Source organism: Streptomyces sp. NPDC008086 (assembly GCF_042957325.1).
Taxonomy (GTDB): Bacteria; Actinomycetota; Actinomycetes; order Streptomycetales; family Streptomycetaceae; genus Streptomyces.
Genome location: NZ_JBIBIA010000002.1, coordinates 26568 through 43234, shown reverse-complemented (window position 1 = coordinate 43234; position 16667 = coordinate 26568). Strand labels below are relative to the sequence as shown.

Below are 16667 nucleotides of genomic sequence, written 5' to 3'. Positions count from 1 at the left end.
AGAAGTGACCACCCCCGACCTTCCCCTCGCCCCCAGCGGCGGCTGCGGCGACGACTGCGCCTGCGGTGCCGGCGAGGAGTACCTGGAGTGCGGCCTTGACCCCGCGCTCGCCCAGCTCCTGGCCGAAGCCGGTCTCGACCCGGTCGAGGTCGAGGACATCGCCAACGTGGCCATCCAGGAGGACCTCGCCCACGGCGTGGACGTCACGACGGTCGCCACCATCCCCGAGGAGTCGACCGCGACCGCCGACTTCGTCGCGCGCGAGGCGGGCGTCGTGGCGGGCCTCAGGGTCGCCGAAGCGGTCGTCTCGATCGTCTGCGAGGACGAGTTCGAGGTGGAGCGCCACGTGGAGGACGGCGACAAGGTGGAGGCGGGCCAGAAGCTCCTCTCCGTCACCACCCGCACCCGCGACCTCCTGACCGCCGAACGCAGCGCCCTGAACATCCTGTGCCGCCTCTCCGGCATCGCGACGGCCACGCGCGCGTGGGCGGACGTGCTCGACGGCACCAAGGCGCGGGTCCGCGACACCCGCAAGACGACGCCGGGCCTGCGCTCCCTGGAGAAGTACGCGGTGCGCTGCGGAGGCGGCGTGAACCACCGCATGTCCCTGTCGGACGCGGCCCTGGTGAAGGACAACCACGTGGTGGCCGCCGGCGGCGTCGCGGCGGCCTTCAAGGCGGTCCGCGAGGCCTTCCCCGACCTGCCCATCGAGGTCGAGGTGGACACCCTCCACCAGCTCCGCGAGGTGGTGGACGCGGGCGCCGACCTGATCCTCCTGGACAACTTCACGCCGGGTGAGTGCGAGGAGGCGGTGGCGATCGTGCACGGCCGGGCAGCCCTCGAGGCGTCGGGCCGCCTGACCCTGACCAACGCCAAGGCGTACGCCGACACAGGCGTCGACTACCTTGCCGTCGGCGCCCTCACCCACTCCTCACCGATCCTGGACATCGGCCTGGACCTGCGAGCGGCGGAGTAGGAACGGGCATGCTCCTCACGATCGACGTAGGCAACACGCACACCGTCCTCGGCCTGTTCGACGGCGAGGACATCGTCGAACACTGGCGCATCTCCACGGACGCCCGTCGCACCGCCGACGAGCTCGCGGTCCTCCTCCAGGGCCTGATGGGCATGCACCCGCTCCTCGGCGACGAACTCGGCGACGGCATCGACGGCATCGCCATCTGCGCGACGGTCCCCTCGGTCCTCCACGAACTCCGTGAGGTCACCCGCCGCTACTACGGCGACGTCCCCGCCGTCCTCGTCGAACCCGGCGTGAAGACGGGCGTGCCGATCCTCACCGACAACCCCAAGGAGGTCGGCGCCGACCGCATCATCAACGCGGTGGCGGCCGTCGACCTCTACGGCGGTCCGGCGATCGTCGTCGACTTCGGTACGGCGACGACGTTCGACGCGGTGAGCGCGCGCGGTGAGTACATCGGCGGCGTCATCGCACCCGGCATCGAGATCTCCGTCGAGGCGCTCGGCGTCCGGGGCGCCCAACTCCGCAAGATCGAGGTGGCCCGGCCGCGTAGCGTCATCGGCAAGAACACGGTCGAGGCGATGCAGTCCGGCATCATCTACGGCTTCGCCGGCCAGGTCGACGGCGTGGTCAACCGCATGGCCCGTGAGCTGGCCGACGATCCTGAGGAGGTCACGGTCATCGCGACGGGTGGGCTCGCGCCCATGGTCCTCGGCGAGTCCTCCGTCATCGACGAACACGAGCCCTGGCTGACCCTCATCGGCCTCCGCCTCGTCTACGAACGCAACGTCTCCCGCATGTGACTCGCCCCCGCCGCCCCTACCCGTCCCATCCCCAGGGGCTGCGCCCCTTCGACCCCCTTGGGGCTGCCGCCCCAACCCCGCCATCGGCCCTTCGGGCCTGTCCTCAAACGCCGGACGGGCTGAAAGTGCCCGTGCGGGTGGGTGGGGGCTCGGGACGGCAAGTACTCGTCCTCGAACGCCGGACGGGCTGAGAGTGCCAGGGCCGGTGAAGCTGGCTGCGTGTAGGTGGGGCGTCGTGGACGCGGACGTGGTTTCGGGCAGGGGGACGTAGTCCCGGCAGGTCCCTGGCTGGCGTACCCCCACCGAGGCCGCGGTCGCCCGCGGCGGCAAGGGGACGTGTCGGGGGGTGTCCGCCCGCAGAGTCCGGTGTCAAGACACGGCACCTCTCGCGCAAGTCCGGCCACCGGACCGAGGACGGACACCCCCCGGCACGGCCCCGACCCAGCCACCCACCGAACCGCGCTACACGCACCCCCACCGGACACCAACAGGCCGCCGCAGGCATCCCGCCCCCACCCGAGTGGCTCCCCGCGCCACACCCACCCCCCTATGCCGCGTTTGTCTGATTAGCGCGTATCGTCGCCGCATGCCCACGCCCTACGGATCCCGCGGCGGCATGGCGTTCGGCGCGGAGGAGCTGCGTGTGCTCCGCCGCGCTCTCGCCCTCGCCCTCAACCCCAGCCCCGCCTCCCCCGAGGAGCTCCAGGCCTGTCTCCGTCTCGCCGAGTCCCTCGACGAGGCAATGCGCGAGGGCGCCCGGCTGCGTGCCTTCCTGGTGGCCGACCTCGCCCGCTACCGCGCCGCCCTCCCCGGCACCGCAGTCGGCTACCTCACCCTCCTCGAGGAGGCCCTCGGCGCCGGCTACCACCCCGACCCCGCCGACCTGACCGCCCTCCACGCCCTGCGCGGCAACCCCACCGCGGCCAGCCTCCTCGAGGACGTACGAGCCCGCCTCGCGCCAGTCGGCACCCGCCCGGCCATCCCCGCGTCCCGTGCGCACCTCCTGGCCCTCCCCGGAGGCCTCTCCGAACCGACCGCCGCCCCCCACCCCCCGGTCGACCTCCCCGCCCAGGCCGCAGGCAGTAGCCAGGACCCCGCCAAGGAGCCCCGCAAGAAGCCCGCCGAGCGCCCGGCCGCCCCCAAACCCGCACCCGCACCCGCACCCGCGCCGGGCCGCCAGCCCACCCCCAAGCCTCCCCGCCCCATCCCCACCCCCGGCGAGGTCTTCCCCCGCCGTAAACCGACCCCACCCTCCGAAACCCCGCCCCAGCAGCTGGCCGCAGGCTGAGCCCTGGCTACCCTGGACGCATGGACTACGTCTCCGCACTCCTCCCTCCGGTCGTCATGGCCGTGTTCTTCATCGGTGTGATCAGGGTGATCGTGAAGACCCAGGGCGGAGCCAACAAGGCCAAGGAGGACGCGGCCGTGGACGCCGCCCTCGCGCGCGTGGAGGCCCCCCGCCAGGCCGCCTCGCCGAACCCGGACGCCTGACGAGGGCGCGCCCGGCCCAGGGTGCCAGCCCGGCAACAGCCCAGGGCACCCAAACCCGGCGTACGACTCCAAGCCGCAACGCTTTCCGAGTCGTACGCCCTTTTTGTTCCTGTTTTCCAGAGAAAGTGCCCGTCCGGCACGCCAACACCCAGATCTCCCACTATTGTGCTGAGTTGTGCCTCGCCCATTGGGAGAACTCGAAGACGCGGTCATGACGCGGGTGTGGAAGTGGAACCGCCCGGTGACCGTTCGAGAAGTCCTGGAAGATCTCCAGCAGGAACGGTCCATCGCGTACACCACGGTGATGACCGTTTTGGACAATCTCCATCAGAAGGGCTGGGTACGCCGCGAAGCGGAAGGCCGGGCCTATCGATATGAGGCGGTCTCCACCCGAGCCGCCTACGCCGCGGCCCTGATGAACGACGCCTGGTCGCAGAGCGACAACCCCGCCGCCGCACTCGTCGCCTTCTTCGGCATGATGAGCGACGAACAGCGCCACGCCCTGCGGGACGCCGTACGCATCGTCCAGGGCCCGGAAACTCCCGAACCCACGGAACCGCCCGATACCCGAGGCGTTCCGAGTGCGGATACGAGCAGTACCGATACGGGCAGTACCGATACGGGCAGCGCGGATACGGGCAGGCCAGATACCCGCGGCGCCGATACCGACCCCGATACGGCCACCCCGCATACCCGCGCCGATACCGCCCCGGATACTCGCCCCGATACCGCCCAAGAGAACCCCGCCTCGGCGCAGGAGCCCGACGGGCGATAGCGTCCGCTCATGTCAGCAGAGAGTCACTCGGCCGAGAGCCCCGCGGCGGAGAGCCCGGAAGTCACCGCTAAAGCCATCACCGTCCGGCGGGCCCGTACCGGCGATGTCCCCGCGGTACGTCGTCTCCTTGACGAGTACGTCCGGCGTCGCATCCTGCTCGACAAAGCCACGGTGACGCTTTACGAGGACATCCAGGAGTTCTGGGTCGCGGAACGGGACGACAACGGCGAGGTCGTCGGCTGCGGCGCCCTGCACGTGATGTGGGAAGACCTCGCGGAAGTCCGCACTCTCGCGGTGAAGCCCGGCCTGAAGGGCGCCGGCGTCGGTCATCAGTTGCTGGAGAAGTTGCTGCACACTGCACGCTGGCTCGGCGTTCGACGGGTTTTCTGTCTGACCTTCGAAGTGGACTTCTTCGGCAAGCACGGCTTCGTCGAGATCGGTGAGACGCCGGTGGACACCGATGTCTACGCGGAGCTGCTGCGTTCCTATGACGAGGGCGTCGCGGAGTTCCTCGGTCTCGAACGAGTGAAACCGAACACCTTGGGCAACAGCCGCATGCTTCTGCATCTGTGATCGCCGAGGTTCCTCGGCCTTCCCCGGCGTTCCTCGCCGTCCGCAAGCTTCACCACCCCTTCGCCAAGCTTCGCCAAGCTTCGTCAAGGGTTCCGCAAGCTTCCGGAAGGCGTATTCCGCTCGGACCGCCCGTGCCCGGGTGCCCTATGTCCGAAACGCGCATGTTTCCGGACCGCACTCGGCCTGTGGGTCTCTCCCGGGGGTTTGTGTTTTTCCAGCAAAAGCGGTTTGCTTTCCGACGTACTGCAGTACTGCATATAACAGGGGACGGCGAAACGGCGGACGCCGCAGACCCCCGGCCCTCAAGTTATCGATGAAAGGAAATCCGGTGGCACAGAAGGTTCAGGTCCTTCTTGTCGACGACCTCGACGGCGGCGAGGCGGACGAGACCGTGACGTTCGCGCTGGACGGCAAGACGTACGAGATCGATCTCACGACTGCCAATGCGGACAAGCTCCGTGGCCTTCTCGACCCTTACGTGAAGGGCGGCCGTCGTACCGGAGGTCGCGCTTCGGGTGGGCGTGGAAAGGCGCGCGCCGCTTCCGGCGGCAGCCAGGACACCGCGCAGATCCGCGCGTGGGCGAAGGAGAACGGTTACGAGGTCAACGACCGCGGCCGCGTCCCGGCGACCATTCGCGAGGCGTACGAGAAGGCCAACGCCTGATCTACGGGCAGGTCGACGACTGGGCGCACGCGCGTCGCAGCCACAGTCGGTGGCACCGCGTTGCCACCGTGTCCAGAACCCGTACGAGATCGGGGGCGCCCCCAACGCCCCCCAGGGCCGACAGCGTCGGCAGCGAGGCCTCGACCTCGCCCCCAGGCTCGGGGGGTCGCAGCCACACGGCGGCCCCCTGTACTGAAGCGGAGCGGTCCAGGGGGAGCGGCCGCATCCCGCGGGGCCCCGGCAGGCCGGCCCGGCAATGCCGTACGGCCCCCCTCGGCGCCTGATCCGCGGGACGCCGTACGGCCGACAGCGGCCGCTGCTCGGGTGGCAGGGGCGCCTCCGTGAGATCGCCCTCGCCGAGCACCGTCAGGTCCAGGGGCAGCGCGCCCCACTCCAGCCACTCCAGCACCCCCGGCACCTCCTCCGCGCTGCCCGAGGCCAGGAGCAGCCGCATCCGGTCGCCCTGGACGGCCACCGGTGATCGCGCCGTCAGATGCCGCAGAGCCGCGCGGCCCGCCTCGGCGGGGACGTCCAGGACGTCGAAGCGCGGGCCCACGCGAAGCAGCACCGGTGATCCGGGCGCTGCGGGCACCACCGGCCAGCCCAGTTCGTTCTCGTACCACCGGCGGACCTGATCGCTCGGATCGAGCGGCCGACGGGGGAGGGGGATCGTGGCGGGGTCCGTGAGAGTCGCGGGGCGCATGCCAGCCATGCCAAGTGAAACCACCGAAAAGGCGTACGGGTTACGCTGGGTGTTCTGTCGTATGCGAAGAGTGCTGAAAGAGGGGGCGCGCGGGGGTGTGGGGTGGCGCAAGGTTGTTCGCCCGTAGCGGAGGGAACCGGGGGGCGCGGCATGGAGTGTCAGTCCCAGCGGGTAAGACATCCCTAGTGGGAGGGGGCGACACGCAGGACAGTGGGTCTCACGTTCGCCATCGGCGTACTGATGGTGAGGGTAACCACCTGGCCTGCGGGAACATCGTCTCGCACCATCGGGTTGGAGCAGATGTCGGCGTCACGGGTCAGGAGGCCATCGACGGTGTCGGCAGTTGGAATGAGCGGTCCCCGCTTGCGGGACTAAGCTGCGGAAGGACAGGGAGGGGAAGTTCCCCCCACTGCCTGACCGCTCTGAGGAGCGATTAACGATGTTCGAGAGGTTCACCGACCGCGCGCGGCGGGTTGTCGTCCTGGCTCAGGAAGAAGCCCGGATGCTCAACCACAACTACATCGGCACCGAGCACATCCTCCTGGGCCTGATCCACGAGGGTGAGGGTGTCGCCGCCAAGGCCCTTGAGAGCCTCGGGATTTCGCTCGAGGCGGTCCGCCAGCAGGTGGAGGAGATCATCGGCCAGGGCCAGCAGGCCCCGTCCGGGCACATCCCCTTCACCCCCCGTGCCAAGAAGGTCCTGGAGCTGTCGCTCCGCGAGGCCCTTCAGCTGGGCCACAACTACATCGGCACGGAGCACATCCTGCTCGGCCTGATCCGCGAGGGCGAGGGCGTCGCCGCCCAGGTCCTGGTCAAGCTGGGCGCAGATCTCAACCGGGTGCGGCAGCAGGTCATCCAGCTGCTCTCCGGCTACCAGGGCAAGGAGACCGCCACCGCCGGCGGGCCTGCCGAGGGCACCCCCTCGACGTCCCTGGTCCTCGACCAGTTCGGCCGGAACCTCACCCAGGCCGCTCGTGAGTCCAAGCTCGACCCGGTCATCGGGCGCGAGAAGGAGATCGAGCGGGTCATGCAGGTGCTGTCCCGCCGTACCAAGAACAACCCGGTCCTGATCGGTGAGCCCGGCGTCGGCAAGACCGCCGTCGTCGAGGGTCTCGCCCAGGCCATCGTCAAGGGCGAGGTGCCCGAGACCCTCAAGGACAAGCACCTCTACACCCTGGACCTCGGCGCCCTGGTCGCCGGCTCCCGCTACCGCGGTGACTTCGAGGAGCGCCTGAAGAAGGTCCTCAAGGAGATCCGCACCCGCGGCGACATCATCCTGTTCATCGACGAGCTGCACACGCTGGTCGGTGCGGGTGCCGCCGAGGGCGCCATCGACGCGGCCTCCATCCTGAAGCCGATGCTGGCCCGCGGTGAGCTGCAGACCATCGGTGCGACCACGCTGGACGAGTACCGCAAGCACCTGGAGAAGGACGCGGCCCTCGAGCGCCGCTTCCAGCCCATCCAGGTCGCGGAGCCGTCGCTGCCGCACACGATCGAGATCCTCAAGGGTCTGCGCGACCGTTACGAGGCCCACCACCGGGTCTCCATCACCGACGAGGCGCTGGTCCAGGCCGCCACCCTGGCCGACCGGTACATCTCGGACCGCTTCCTGCCGGACAAGGCGATCGACCTGATCGACGAGGCCGGTTCCCGGATGCGCATCCGCCGGATGACCGCGCCGCCGGACCTGCGCGAGTTCGACGAGAAGATCGCGGGCGTGCGCCGCGACAAGGAGTCCGCGATCGACTCGCAGGACTTCGAGAAGGCCGCCTCCCTGCGCGACAAGGAGAAGCAGCTCCTCGCCGCCAAGGCCAAGCGCGAGAAGGAGTGGAAGGCCGGCGACATGGACGTCGTCGCCGAGGTCGACGGCGAGCTGATCGCCGAGGTCCTCGCGACCGCCACCGGCATCCCGGTCTTCAAGCTGACCGAGGAGGAGTCCAGCCGTCTGCTCCGCATGGAGGACGAGCTCCACAAGCGGGTCATCGGCCAGGACGACGCCGTCAAGGCGCTGTCGAAGGCGATCCGTCGTACGCGTGCCGGTCTGAAGGACCCGAAGCGTCCCGGTGGTTCGTTCATCTTCGCCGGTCCGTCCGGTGTCGGTAAGACGGAGCTGTCCAAGGCGCTCGCCGAGTTCCTCTTCGGCGACGAGGACGCGCTGATCTCCCTCGACATGTCGGAGTTCAGCGAGAAGCACACCGTCTCGCGGCTGTTCGGTTCGCCCCCCGGCTACGTCGGCTACGAAGAGGGCGGCCAGCTGACCGAGAAGGTCCGCCGCAAGCCGTTCTCCGTGGTCCTCTTCGACGAGGTCGAGAAGGCCCACCCGGACATCTTCAACTCGTTGCTGCAGATCCTGGAGGACGGTCGTCTGACCGACTCCCAGGGCCGGGTCGTGGACTTCAAGAACACGGTCATCATCATGACGACCAACCTCGGCACCCGGGACATCTCCAAGGGCTTCAACCTGGGCTTCGCGGCCTCGGGTGACACGAAGACCAACTACGAGCGCATGAAGAACAAGGTGTCGGACGAGCTCAAGCAGCACTTCCGCCCTGAGTTCCTCAACCGCGTCGACGACGTGGTCGTCTTCCCGCAGCTGACCCAGAACGACATCCTCCGGATCGTCGACCTGATGATCGGCAAGGTGGACGAGCGCCTGAAGGACCGGGACATGGGCATCGAGCTCTCCCAGTCCGCCAAGGAGCTGCTGTCCAAGAAGGGTTACGACCCCGTGCTGGGCGCCCGGCCGCTGCGCCGGACCATCCAGCGCGAGATCGAGGACTCCCTGTCGGAGAAGATCCTCTTCGGCGAGCTGCGCCCCGGCCACATCGTGGTCGTGGACACCGAGGGCGAGGGCGAGACCAAGACCTTCACCTTCCGCGGTGAGGAGAAGGCAGCCCTGCCGGACGTCCCGCCGATCGAGCAGGCGGCCGGTCCCTCGGGCGGTCCGAACCTGAGCAAGGACGCCTGACCCTCCGGGGGTTGAGCCGAAGAAAGGGGCCGGTGCTCACCGCACCGGCCCCTTTCGCATGCCCAAGGGGGCCTACGACAACTGCCCGTCGTAGTCCGGCAGCTTGTACGTCTTCTCGGCGTGGCCGCCCGACAGGTCGGTGGCGCTGTTGCCGATGTTCGCGATGATCGTGTAGCCCTTGTTCTCGATAGCGACGCGCTGTGCCGTCTTGTACTCGGCGACGTTCTTGAACAGGTCGAGGAAGTTGCGCACGTGCAGGCCGGAGACCTGGTAACCGACGTGCTTGAGGTTGTAGTCGGTCACCGCGGCGATGATGCCCGGGCGGGCGGTCACGAAGAACAGGGAGACGCCGTGCGCCTGGGCGTACTTGGCGACGTCCAGGACCGGGCCGTTGGCCGGCTGCGGGTAGCTGAAGCCGAAGTCCGTCTCCAGGGTGGTGTTGTCGATGTCGAAGACGATCGCCTGCTTCTCACCCGGCCTGGTGTTCGCGATCCGCTGCTTCAGATAGGGCAGTGCCTGGTCCATCACCGCCTGGCAGTCCTTCTGCCAGGTGCCGTAGTCGACGTCCTCGGCTGCGGCGGTGGAGGTGCTCGTCGCGATGGCGGGCGTCGCAGCCTCGGCGGGAACCGCCAGGGCCACGAGGGCGGCCGCGGAGACGGTGCCGACGGCTATCCGGCGCGCCCAGGGGCGGCGAAGCGTCATGTGGGGGGGTCCTCTCACGTCACGTGCGCTGTTTTGTTGTCGCGTGCATGTTCGTGGGTGGGGATGGCGTGAGGGGAAAGATAGAGTTACCGAGCGGTAAGTCGCTAGAGGTGTGCGTCACATGACGCGGTTGAACTTGCCGAGCGCGGCACTCCGGGAGCACTCGCGGAGCCGCTTTGCCGACGTAGCGCCCGTCACATTCCGGGGTCCCGTGATTGCGCTCAGCGGTGACATGCCGCACAGGCGATTTGTCCGTTACTAGTGGGAATAGTGGAAACGGGCGCTGGGAGAAAACGGACTTTTCGCGCCGAAGTCATCCGTAGGTTTCGGTATCGGTGCTGGTTCGTCCGGAATGGCCGCTCTGTCAAGATGCGGTGATTTTCATGGGGAAGTACTAGCTTCCGTCGTAGATAGAGGGTTTTGGCCAGCGGCGGGGTTGGGGTTACCAAGGGATGGCCATCCGGCGAATGCCTGTGCGTCGGGTGGTTTCCCTTGTCGTCTTCCCCATGAGGTTTCGCATGTCCCCGCGCTTCTCCTTCCGTTCGTCCCGTACGTCCACCTTCCGCACCCGTGCCGCTGTGCTGGCCGCCGGCCTGGGGGCCTCGGTCGTGCTGGGCGCCGGAGGCGCGGTCGCCGCCGAGATGAGCTCCGCCCCCGGTGCCGCCACCGCTGTGCAGGCGCAGAGCGCCGCCGCGAAGAAGGCCGCGTCCTGGGTCAGCCCGGTGAAGAAGTACACGAAGTCCGCCAGCTTCGCGCAGGCCGGCGGTATGTGGCAGTCCACCCACAGCGGCCAGGACTTCGCCGTCCCGAGCGGCACCGACGTCATGGCCGCGCACGGCGGCACGGTCGCCAAGGCCGGCGGCAACGGTGCCGGTGACGGCCCCGCGTACGGCAACGCCATCGTCATCAAGCACGGCAACGGCACGTACTCCCAGTACGCCCACCTGTCGCGCATCGACGTGAAGGTCGGCCAGGTCGTCAAGACCGGCCAGCACATAGCCCGCTCCGGCAACACCGGAAACTCCAGCGGCCCGCACCTGCACTTCGAGATCCGTAAGACCGCGAACTACGGCTCCGCCATCGACCCGGTGGCCTTCCTGCGGGCCAAGGGTCTGAAGATCTGAGACCCGGAGTCGGTCAGGCGCCGTTGTGCGCCTGGGTGATCAGATCGATGGCGACCTCGAGGACGGCCTTGCGCTTCTCCTCGGGGTCGCCTTCGACGTCCTTCATCACGAACATCCCGGCGTGCATCGTGAACAGGGCGCTGATGCAGCGCACCTGGTCGACCAGGTCGGCGTCCGGGTCGATGACGATGTCGCGCATGCCGATCATGCGGTTCTTGAACATCTCTCCGATGCTCAGTTCGCGGACGGTCGCCTGGTTCTCCTGCATGAACCGGAACAGCGGTTCCGCGTCGATCAGGGCCTGGTGGTAGCGCCGTACGATCTCCTGCTTGGTCTCCAGGGAGTGCGGCTGGCGCCTGCCCCACTCGATCAGGTCCTCGATCGGCTTCGTCAGGTCCTCGAAGAGGCTGACGATGATCTCTTCCTTGGTCTTGAAGTGGTAGTACAGGGCCGCTTTCGTGACGTCCAGGCGCTCGGCGATCTCGCGCAGGGAGGTCTTCTCGTAGCCCTGCTCGGCGAAGAGTTCGAGGGCTACGTCCTGGATGCGCTGGCGGGTGTTCCCGCGGCGCCGCTGCTTGGTGCCGTCCATGGTGCCGCCCATCCTCGTACCTCTTGACTTTCCACAAAACTTACTTGACGCCCGGCTAGTTACGCATCTACCTTCCCTGAGTGTAGACAACTAGCCGGGCGGCAAGTAAGTGCAAGCAAGTGGCCGGGGAGTGGCCGGGGGAGTGGGAACGATGGCGGAGACAAAGACAGTTGGACCGGGGGCCGAAGAGCCCGTCGGCGCGAAGCAGCCGAAGAACGTACGGGTCGTCCTGCTCGCGCTGATGATCACGATGATGCTCGCCATGCTCGACAACATGATCGTGGGCACCGCGATGCCGACGATCGTGGGTGAGCTGGGCGGCCTGGAGCATCTGTCGTGGGTCGTGACGGCCTACACCCTGGCCACGGCGGCCTCCACTCCGCTGTGGGGCAAGCTCGGTGACATGTACGGCCGCAAGGGCGTCTTCATGGCGTCCATCGTGCTGTTCCTGATCGGGTCCGCGCTCAGTGGCATGGCCCAGGACATGGGGCAGCTGATCGCGTTCCGGGCCGTGCAGGGACTGGGCGCGGGCGGTCTGATGGTCGGTGTCATGGCGATCATCGGCGATCTGATTCCGCCGCGGGAGCGCGGCAAGTACCAGGGCATGATGGCCGGCGTGATGGCGCTCGCGATGATCGCCGGGCCGCTGGTCGGTGGCACGATCACCGACCACTGGGGCTGGCGCTGGGCGTTCTACATCAACCTGCCGCTCGGTGTCGTGGCGCTCGCCGCGATCAGCGTCGTACTGCATCTGCCGAAGAAGCGGGCGCAGGCGCGGATCGACTATCTCGGGGCGGCGCTGCTGACCGTGGGCATCACGGCGATCGTGCTGGTCACCACGTGGGGCGGTACGGAGTACGCGTGGACCTCCGCGCGGATCATGGAGCTCATCGGGATCGGGGTCGCGGCGCTCGTCGGGTTCGTGTTCTGGCAGACCAAGGCCGCGGAGCCGGTGGTGCCGCTGCACATCTTCCGCAGCCGGAACTTCACGCTGATGTCCGTGATCGGGTTCATCACCGGGTTCGTGATGTTCGGGGCGACGCTGTTCCTGCCGCTGTACCAGCAGTCGGTGCAGGGGGCGTCCGCCACGAATTCGGGGCTGCTGTTGCTGCCGATGCTCGGGGCGATGCTCGTCACCTCGATGGTCGCGGGGCGGGTGACCACGAACACCGGGCGGTACAAGGCGTTCCCCGTCGTCGGCAGTGTGCTGATGGTCGTCGGGCTGTATCTGCTGTCGCTGATGGACACCGACACGAGCCGGGTCACGTCCGGGGTGTACATGGCCGTGGTCGGGTTCGGCATGGGCTGTCTGATGCAGATCACCATGCTGGTCGCGCAGAACAGCGTCGAGATGAGGGACATGGGGGTCGCGTCGTCGTCCACCACGCTCTTCCGTACGCTCGGGTCCTCGTTCGGGGTCGCGATCATGGGGGCGTTGTTCAACAGCCGGGTGCAGGACGTGATGGCCGAGCGGGGCGGTGAGCTGGGGGCGAAGGTGACGGAGCAGTCGGCGCAGTTGGATGCGGCGAGCTTGGCTCAGTTGCCGGTGGCTGTGCGGGAGGCGTACCAGCACGCGGTGTCCGCGGGGACGCATTCGGCGTTTCTGCTGGGGGCCGTGGTGGCGGTGGTGGCGTTGGTCGCGGCGGTGTTCGTGAAGGAGGTGCCGCTGAGGGGGGCGGGGCCCAAGGGGGACGATGCCGGGGCCGCGGCCAAGGTCTCGGTGGTGGAGGCCGTCTGAGGCGGTGGTTCGGGCGGGGTCTTCGGGTGGGGTTCCGCCCGGGGGCCCCGCCTTTTTCCGCCCCCGCCGCCCCTACCCGTCCCATCCCTTGAAGGGGCTCCGCCCCTTCGACCCCGCTGGGGCTGCCGCCCCAGACCCCGCCATCGGCCCTTCGGGCCTCGTCCTCAAACGCCGGACGGGCTGACATATGCGGCTCGTCCTTCAGACGCCGGACGGGCTGACATATGCGGCTTGTCCTCAGACGCCGGACGGGCTGGGGTGCCTGGCACAGCGGCTGTTGTCAGTGGCCCGTGTCACCATCGGAGTCATGGGCAAGGTGCGGCAGTTGAGGTTGGCGAAGGATGCCATGGATCGGGAGTGGGCCGATTCGGGGCTGGATCTGGATGCCGTTGCCGGGCGGGCCGGGTATTCGCGTTATCACTTCGTGCGGGCGTTCAAGTCGGTGTACGGAGAGACGCCGGGGCAGTACCTGACGCATCGGCGGATCGAGCGGGCCGAGGAGTATCTGCGGGGAGCCGATCTGAATGTCACGGAGATATGTCATCTGGTGGGGTTCAGCAGCGTCGGGACGTTCTCGGCGAAGTTCAAGGCGCGGACCGGGCTGTCGCCGACGGAGTACCGGGAGAAGCACGTCGGACGTGGGGCGGCGTTGATACCGGGGTGCTACGCGATGTTGTGGGCCGGGGGATTCCGGCGGCGGGAGAGCAACTCTGGAGAAGCGCGCTGAGAGCGCCTCTGCCTACCTTGGCGGCAGGAAGCGACCGCACGAGGCGGCAGGCGGCGGAGCAGGGAGAGCAGGGTCATGATCAAGGGTCTGGGCATCACCACCGTATGGACGTTCGACCAGCAGCGCACCAAGGCGTTCTTCACGGAGAAGATCGGCTTCGAGGTGCGCAACGATCTTTCGATGGGCGACATGCGGTGGGTCACCGTGGGCGCCAAGGACCAGCCGGACGTCGAGCTCGCGTTGATGAGCCTGGACGGGCCCGGGCTCGATCCGGAGTCGTCCGAGGCGTTGAAGACGCTGGTCGGGAAGGGGGTCATCGGGGCCGGGGCGTTCCGGACCGATGACTGCCGGGGGGACTACGAGACCTTCAGGGCGCGCGGCGTGGAGTTCATCCAGGAGCCGCAGGAGCGGCCGTACGGTATCGAGGCGATCTTCCGCGACGACAACGGCAACTGGTACTCGCTGACCGAGCGCAGCGCGGAGCTCGACTTCTCCAAGTCCTTCGGATGAGCCCGCCCCGGCGCCGCTACGGCAGCATCGGGTAGCTGCCCGTGTTCGTCGGCGCGTGCTCCGGGAGCCAGAGGACGGCCACCGCGCCCTCCGCCGGGACGTGGTCGGCGGCGCCCGCCGGACGGACGTTGCGGAAGGTGAGGCGGGCCCCGAGGACCCGGGCCTGACCTGCGGCGATGGTCAGGCCGAGGCCGTGGCCGCGGCCCGAGCGGTCGCTGCTGCCTGTGCGGAAGCGGCTCGGGCCCTCGGCGAGCAGTGCCTCCGGGAAGCCGGGGCCGTGGTCGCGGACCCGGATGACCCGGCCCTCGACGGTGACCTCGATCGGCGGCCTGCCGTGCCGCGCGGCGTTCGCCAGCAGGTTGAACAGCACTCGCTCCAGCCGCCGCGGGTCGGTGGTGACCGCCGACTCGTGGACGACCCGCACCTCGATGGCGGAATCCTTCGCCGCGACCCGCCGGCTGACGAACTCGCCCAGCATGATGTCCTGCAACTCGGCCCGCTCCGAAGCGCTGTCCAGGCGGGCCACCTCCAGGACGTCCTCGACGAGCGTGCGCATGGCCTTGGCCCGGTCCAGCACCAGTTCCGTGGGCCGGCCGGGCGGAAGGAGTTCCGCCGCCGTCAGCAGACCCGTCACCGGCGTCCGCAGTTCGTGCGCGATGTCCGCCGTCACCCGGCGCTCCGCCTCCAGCCGCTGCTGGAGCGCGTCGGCCATGGCGTCCACCGCCCTCGCCAGATCGTCGGTCTCGTCCCGTACGACACCCCCGATGGCGTCCCGCACCCGGACGTCCGGCTCCCCGCTCGCCACCTGGTGCGCCGCGGCCGCCGCCTTGCGCAGCCGGCGCGACAGCTGCCCGCCGACGAGCACGCCGAGCGCGCTGCCGCCGAAGACCACCGCGATGGATCCGATGACCAGGGCCTGGTCGAGGTCCTTGAGGATGTCCTCGCTGCGGTCGGTGAACCCGGTGTGCAGCGACATCACCTGCCCGTTGGTGAGCGGCACAGCCGCCCAGATGTCGGGTGTGCCGTTCGGCGAGTCCGTCACATAGGTGGCCCGCCGGCCCTCCTCGACCTTCGCCCGCAGCGCCTGAGGCAGCTCCGGGTCGTCGATCGTGGCGTTCGGGAAGTTCAGCCGCTTGGACTGCTCGAAGTTGCGCTGGGCGATCTGGATCCGCTCGTCGGCGAGGTCGCGCGCGTTGTCCAGCATCGAGACCCGGGCCGCGTTGTGCACCACCAGGCTCAGCACGACCGCCACCAGCGCGCCGACCAGCGCGATGGCCGCGCTCAGCTTCCACCGCAGCCCCGTGCGGATAGCGACCCGGCCGCCCTTGCGCCGGCGTACCCGCAGGCCCGTACGGCCACCCGTGCCGAGGCGGATCCCCGCCCGTGGTCCCGCGACAGCGGCGCCGGCCGTGGCATCGCTCACGTCGGTCGCGTCCGTCAGGCCCGCCGCGGGCGTCATCCCGGACGGAGCCGCGCGTCTGAACATCCCCCTCATGCCGCCCCGCTCAGGCCTTCAACTTGTAGCCGAAGCCACGGACCGTCTCGATCCGGTCCTGGCCGATCTTCTGCCGCAGCCGCTGCACATGGACGTCGACGACCCGGGTGTCCCCGCCCCAGCCGTAGTCCCACACGCGCTCCAGCAGCTTGTCCCGCGACAGCACCGTGCCCGGAGCCGAGGAGAACTCCAACAGCAGCCGCATCTCGGTCGGCGTGAGACCGACCGGCTGCCCGCCCCGGCGCACCTCCATGCCCTCGGTGTCGACCTCCAGGTCCCCGAAGGCCAGCACCCCGCCGCCGGTGGCCGCGCCGGCCTCGTCCACGCCCCGGTCGCCGCCGCTCGCGTGCCCGAACCGGCGCAGCACCGCCCGGATCCGCGCGACCAGCACGGCACCGTCGAACGGCTTGGTCACGTAGTCGTCCGCGCCCGCTTCCAGGCCGAGCACCACGTCGATCGAGTCCGCGCGCGCCGACAGCATGATCACCGGCACGGTCGACTCGTCGCGGATACGGCGGCACAGGCTGACGCCGTCCATGCCGGGGACCATGACGTCGAGCAGCGCGATGTCCGGCCGGTTCGTCCGGAACGCCTCCAGGCCCGACACCCCGTCGGGCATGGCGGTGACCGCGAAGCCGTCCCGCTCCAGGGCGAGCTGGGTCGCCTCGCGGATGACGTCGTCGTCCTCGACGAACAGGACGTGGGTCTGGTCTGCCATCCCGGTGCTCTCAGTCCTCGTGTTCTGCTGGGGGTGCGTCGGACATGTCCTCGGAGGGGGCGTCCCCTTGGGGGACGCGTGGACCGGGCGAAGCGTTCACCGCCGTCC

17 protein-coding genes are annotated in these 16667 nt (G+C 69.0%); 12 read left to right on the top strand and 5 right to left on the bottom strand.

Annotation, left to right across the window (positions count from 1 at the left end):
• The first annotated feature begins 4 nt into the window (after window positions 1-4).
• The 7 genes from nadC (at window position 5) to ACFZBP_RS06105 (ending at window position 5285) form a co-directional block, all read left to right on the top strand.
• Complete coding sequence (gene nadC / locus ACFZBP_RS06135; protein ID WP_391410467.1) at window positions 5-976, top strand: carboxylating nicotinate-nucleotide diphosphorylase; 972 nt, start codon at window positions 5-7, stop codon at window positions 974-976.
• A gap of 8 nt (window positions 977-984) precedes the next feature.
• Window positions 985-1782, top strand: coding sequence for a type III pantothenate kinase (locus ACFZBP_RS06130; RefSeq protein ID WP_048586150.1), 798 nt, complete (start codon window positions 985-987; stop codon window positions 1780-1782).
• 616 nt (window positions 1783-2398) lie between these two features.
• Window positions 2399-3070, top strand: a complete 672-nt coding sequence (locus tag ACFZBP_RS06125) for a hypothetical protein (RefSeq protein ID WP_391411572.1) — start codon at window positions 2399-2401, stop codon at window positions 3068-3070.
• A gap of 20 nt (window positions 3071-3090) precedes the next feature.
• Entirely contained in the window at window positions 3091-3273 is a 183-nt protein-coding gene (locus ACFZBP_RS06120) for a hypothetical protein (RefSeq protein ID WP_383451982.1), read from the top strand.
• Window positions 3274-3484: 211 nt separating this feature from the next.
• Window positions 3485-4048 (top strand): BlaI/MecI/CopY family transcriptional regulator, encoded by a 564-nt coding sequence (locus tag ACFZBP_RS06115; protein WP_383452053.1) that lies wholly within the window; start codon window positions 3485-3487, stop codon window positions 4046-4048.
• A gap of 9 nt (window positions 4049-4057) precedes the next feature.
• The gene (locus tag ACFZBP_RS06110; protein ID WP_217211945.1) at window positions 4058-4621 is read left to right on the top strand and encodes an amino-acid N-acetyltransferase; all 564 of its coding nucleotides are present in this window, start codon (window positions 4058-4060) and stop codon (window positions 4619-4621) included.
• A 328-nt stretch (window positions 4622-4949) separates the two neighbouring features.
• Window positions 4950-5285: an Lsr2 family protein gene (locus ACFZBP_RS06105; protein WP_062725607.1), complete on the top strand. Its 336-nt coding sequence runs from the start codon at window positions 4950-4952 to the stop codon at window positions 5283-5285.
• 1 nt (window position 5286) lies between these two features.
• Here ACFZBP_RS06105 and ACFZBP_RS06100 read toward each other — a convergent pair whose 3' ends face one another.
• Complete coding sequence (locus ACFZBP_RS06100) at window positions 5287-5997, bottom strand: SCO3374 family protein (RefSeq protein WP_391410463.1); 711 nt, start codon at window positions 5995-5997, stop codon at window positions 5287-5289.
• Between the two features lie 430 nt (window positions 5998-6427).
• Between ACFZBP_RS06100 and ACFZBP_RS06095 the strand changes: the two genes are divergently transcribed.
• Window positions 6428-8956 carry an ATP-dependent Clp protease ATP-binding subunit gene (locus ACFZBP_RS06095; RefSeq protein WP_383451986.1) on the top strand — a complete coding sequence of 843 codons (2529 nt, stop codon included), beginning with the start codon at window positions 6428-6430 and terminating at the stop codon, window positions 8954-8956.
• 72 nt (window positions 8957-9028) lie between these two features.
• Here ACFZBP_RS06095 and ACFZBP_RS06090 read toward each other — a convergent pair whose 3' ends face one another.
• Window positions 9029-9658, bottom strand: coding sequence for an HAD family acid phosphatase (locus ACFZBP_RS06090; RefSeq protein WP_391410460.1), 630 nt, complete (start codon window positions 9656-9658; stop codon window positions 9029-9031).
• Between the two features lie 518 nt (window positions 9659-10176).
• Here ACFZBP_RS06090 and ACFZBP_RS06085 point away from each other — a divergent pair.
• The gene (locus ACFZBP_RS06085; protein WP_383452055.1) at window positions 10177-10782 is read left to right on the top strand and encodes a M23 family metallopeptidase; all 606 of its coding nucleotides are present in this window, start codon (window positions 10177-10179) and stop codon (window positions 10780-10782) included.
• Window positions 10783-10795: 13 nt separating this feature from the next.
• On the opposite strand, the gene ACFZBP_RS06080 is transcribed toward ACFZBP_RS06085, so the two are convergent.
• Window positions 10796-11383, bottom strand: coding sequence for a TetR/AcrR family transcriptional regulator (locus tag ACFZBP_RS06080; protein WP_383451990.1), 588 nt, complete (start codon window positions 11381-11383; stop codon window positions 10796-10798).
• Between the two features lie 139 nt (window positions 11384-11522).
• Here ACFZBP_RS06080 and ACFZBP_RS06075 point away from each other — a divergent pair, with 139 nt between their 5' ends.
• The 3 genes from ACFZBP_RS06075 (at window position 11523) to ACFZBP_RS06065 (ending at window position 14346) form a co-directional block, all read left to right on the top strand.
• Window positions 11523-13109, top strand: a complete 1587-nt coding sequence (locus tag ACFZBP_RS06075) for a DHA2 family efflux MFS transporter permease subunit (protein ID WP_391410458.1) — start codon at window positions 11523-11525, stop codon at window positions 13107-13109.
• Window positions 13110-13416: 307 nt separating this feature from the next.
• Window positions 13417-13836, top strand: coding sequence for a helix-turn-helix domain-containing protein (locus tag ACFZBP_RS06070; protein ID WP_391410455.1), 420 nt, complete (start codon window positions 13417-13419; stop codon window positions 13834-13836).
• Between the two features lie 75 nt (window positions 13837-13911).
• Window positions 13912-14346: a VOC family protein gene (locus tag ACFZBP_RS06065; RefSeq protein ID WP_391410453.1), complete on the top strand. Its 435-nt coding sequence runs from the start codon at window positions 13912-13914 to the stop codon at window positions 14344-14346.
• Window positions 14347-14362: 16 nt separating this feature from the next.
• On the opposite strand, the gene cseC is transcribed toward ACFZBP_RS06065, so the two are convergent.
• Together cseC and cseB are read right to left on the bottom strand one after the other, a co-directional pair.
• The gene (gene cseC / locus ACFZBP_RS06060; RefSeq protein ID WP_391410451.1) at window positions 14363-15841 is read right to left on the bottom strand and encodes a two-component system sensor histidine kinase CseC; all 1479 of its coding nucleotides are present in this window, start codon (window positions 15839-15841) and stop codon (window positions 14363-14365) included.
• A gap of 10 nt (window positions 15842-15851) precedes the next feature.
• Window positions 15852-16559, bottom strand: coding sequence for a two-component system response regulator CseB (cseB, locus tag ACFZBP_RS06055; RefSeq protein ID WP_383451996.1), 708 nt, complete (start codon window positions 16557-16559; stop codon window positions 15852-15854).
• Window positions 16560-16667 lie beyond the last annotated feature (108 nt).

Coding starts and splice junctions, on each gene's coding strand:
- ACFZBP_RS06130 (WP_048586150.1), top strand. CDS start 985: ATGCTCCTCACGATCGACGTAGGCAACACGCACACCGTCCTCGGCCTG.
- ACFZBP_RS06090 (WP_391410460.1), bottom strand. CDS start 9,658: ATGACGCTTCGCCGCCCCTGGGCGCGCCGGATAGCCGTCGGCACCGTC.
- ACFZBP_RS06070 (WP_391410455.1), top strand. CDS start 13,417: ATGGGCAAGGTGCGGCAGTTGAGGTTGGCGAAGGATGCCATGGATCGG.
- ACFZBP_RS06080 (WP_383451990.1), bottom strand. CDS start 11,383: ATGGGCGGCACCATGGACGGCACCAAGCAGCGGCGCCGCGGGAACACC.
- ACFZBP_RS06095 (WP_383451986.1), top strand. CDS start 6,428: ATGTTCGAGAGGTTCACCGACCGCGCGCGGCGGGTTGTCGTCCTGGCT.
- ACFZBP_RS06110 (WP_217211945.1), top strand. CDS start 4,058: ATGTCAGCAGAGAGTCACTCGGCCGAGAGCCCCGCGGCGGAGAGCCCG.
- cseC (WP_391410451.1), bottom strand. CDS start 15,841: ATGAGGGGGATGTTCAGACGCGCGGCTCCGTCCGGGATGACGCCCGCG.
- ACFZBP_RS06120 (WP_383451982.1), top strand. CDS start 3,091: ATGGACTACGTCTCCGCACTCCTCCCTCCGGTCGTCATGGCCGTGTTC.
- ACFZBP_RS06065 (WP_391410453.1), top strand. CDS start 13,912: ATGATCAAGGGTCTGGGCATCACCACCGTATGGACGTTCGACCAGCAG.
- ACFZBP_RS06085 (WP_383452055.1), top strand. CDS start 10,177: ATGTCCCCGCGCTTCTCCTTCCGTTCGTCCCGTACGTCCACCTTCCGC.
- ACFZBP_RS06100 (WP_391410463.1), bottom strand. CDS start 5,997: ATGGCTGGCATGCGCCCCGCGACTCTCACGGACCCCGCCACGATCCCC.
- cseB (WP_383451996.1), bottom strand. CDS start 16,559: ATGGCAGACCAGACCCACGTCCTGTTCGTCGAGGACGACGACGTCATC.
- ACFZBP_RS06115 (WP_383452053.1), top strand. CDS start 3,485: ATGACGCGGGTGTGGAAGTGGAACCGCCCGGTGACCGTTCGAGAAGTC.
- ACFZBP_RS06125 (WP_391411572.1), top strand. CDS start 2,399: ATGGCGTTCGGCGCGGAGGAGCTGCGTGTGCTCCGCCGCGCTCTCGCC.
- ACFZBP_RS06075 (WP_391410458.1), top strand. CDS start 11,523: ATGGCGGAGACAAAGACAGTTGGACCGGGGGCCGAAGAGCCCGTCGGC.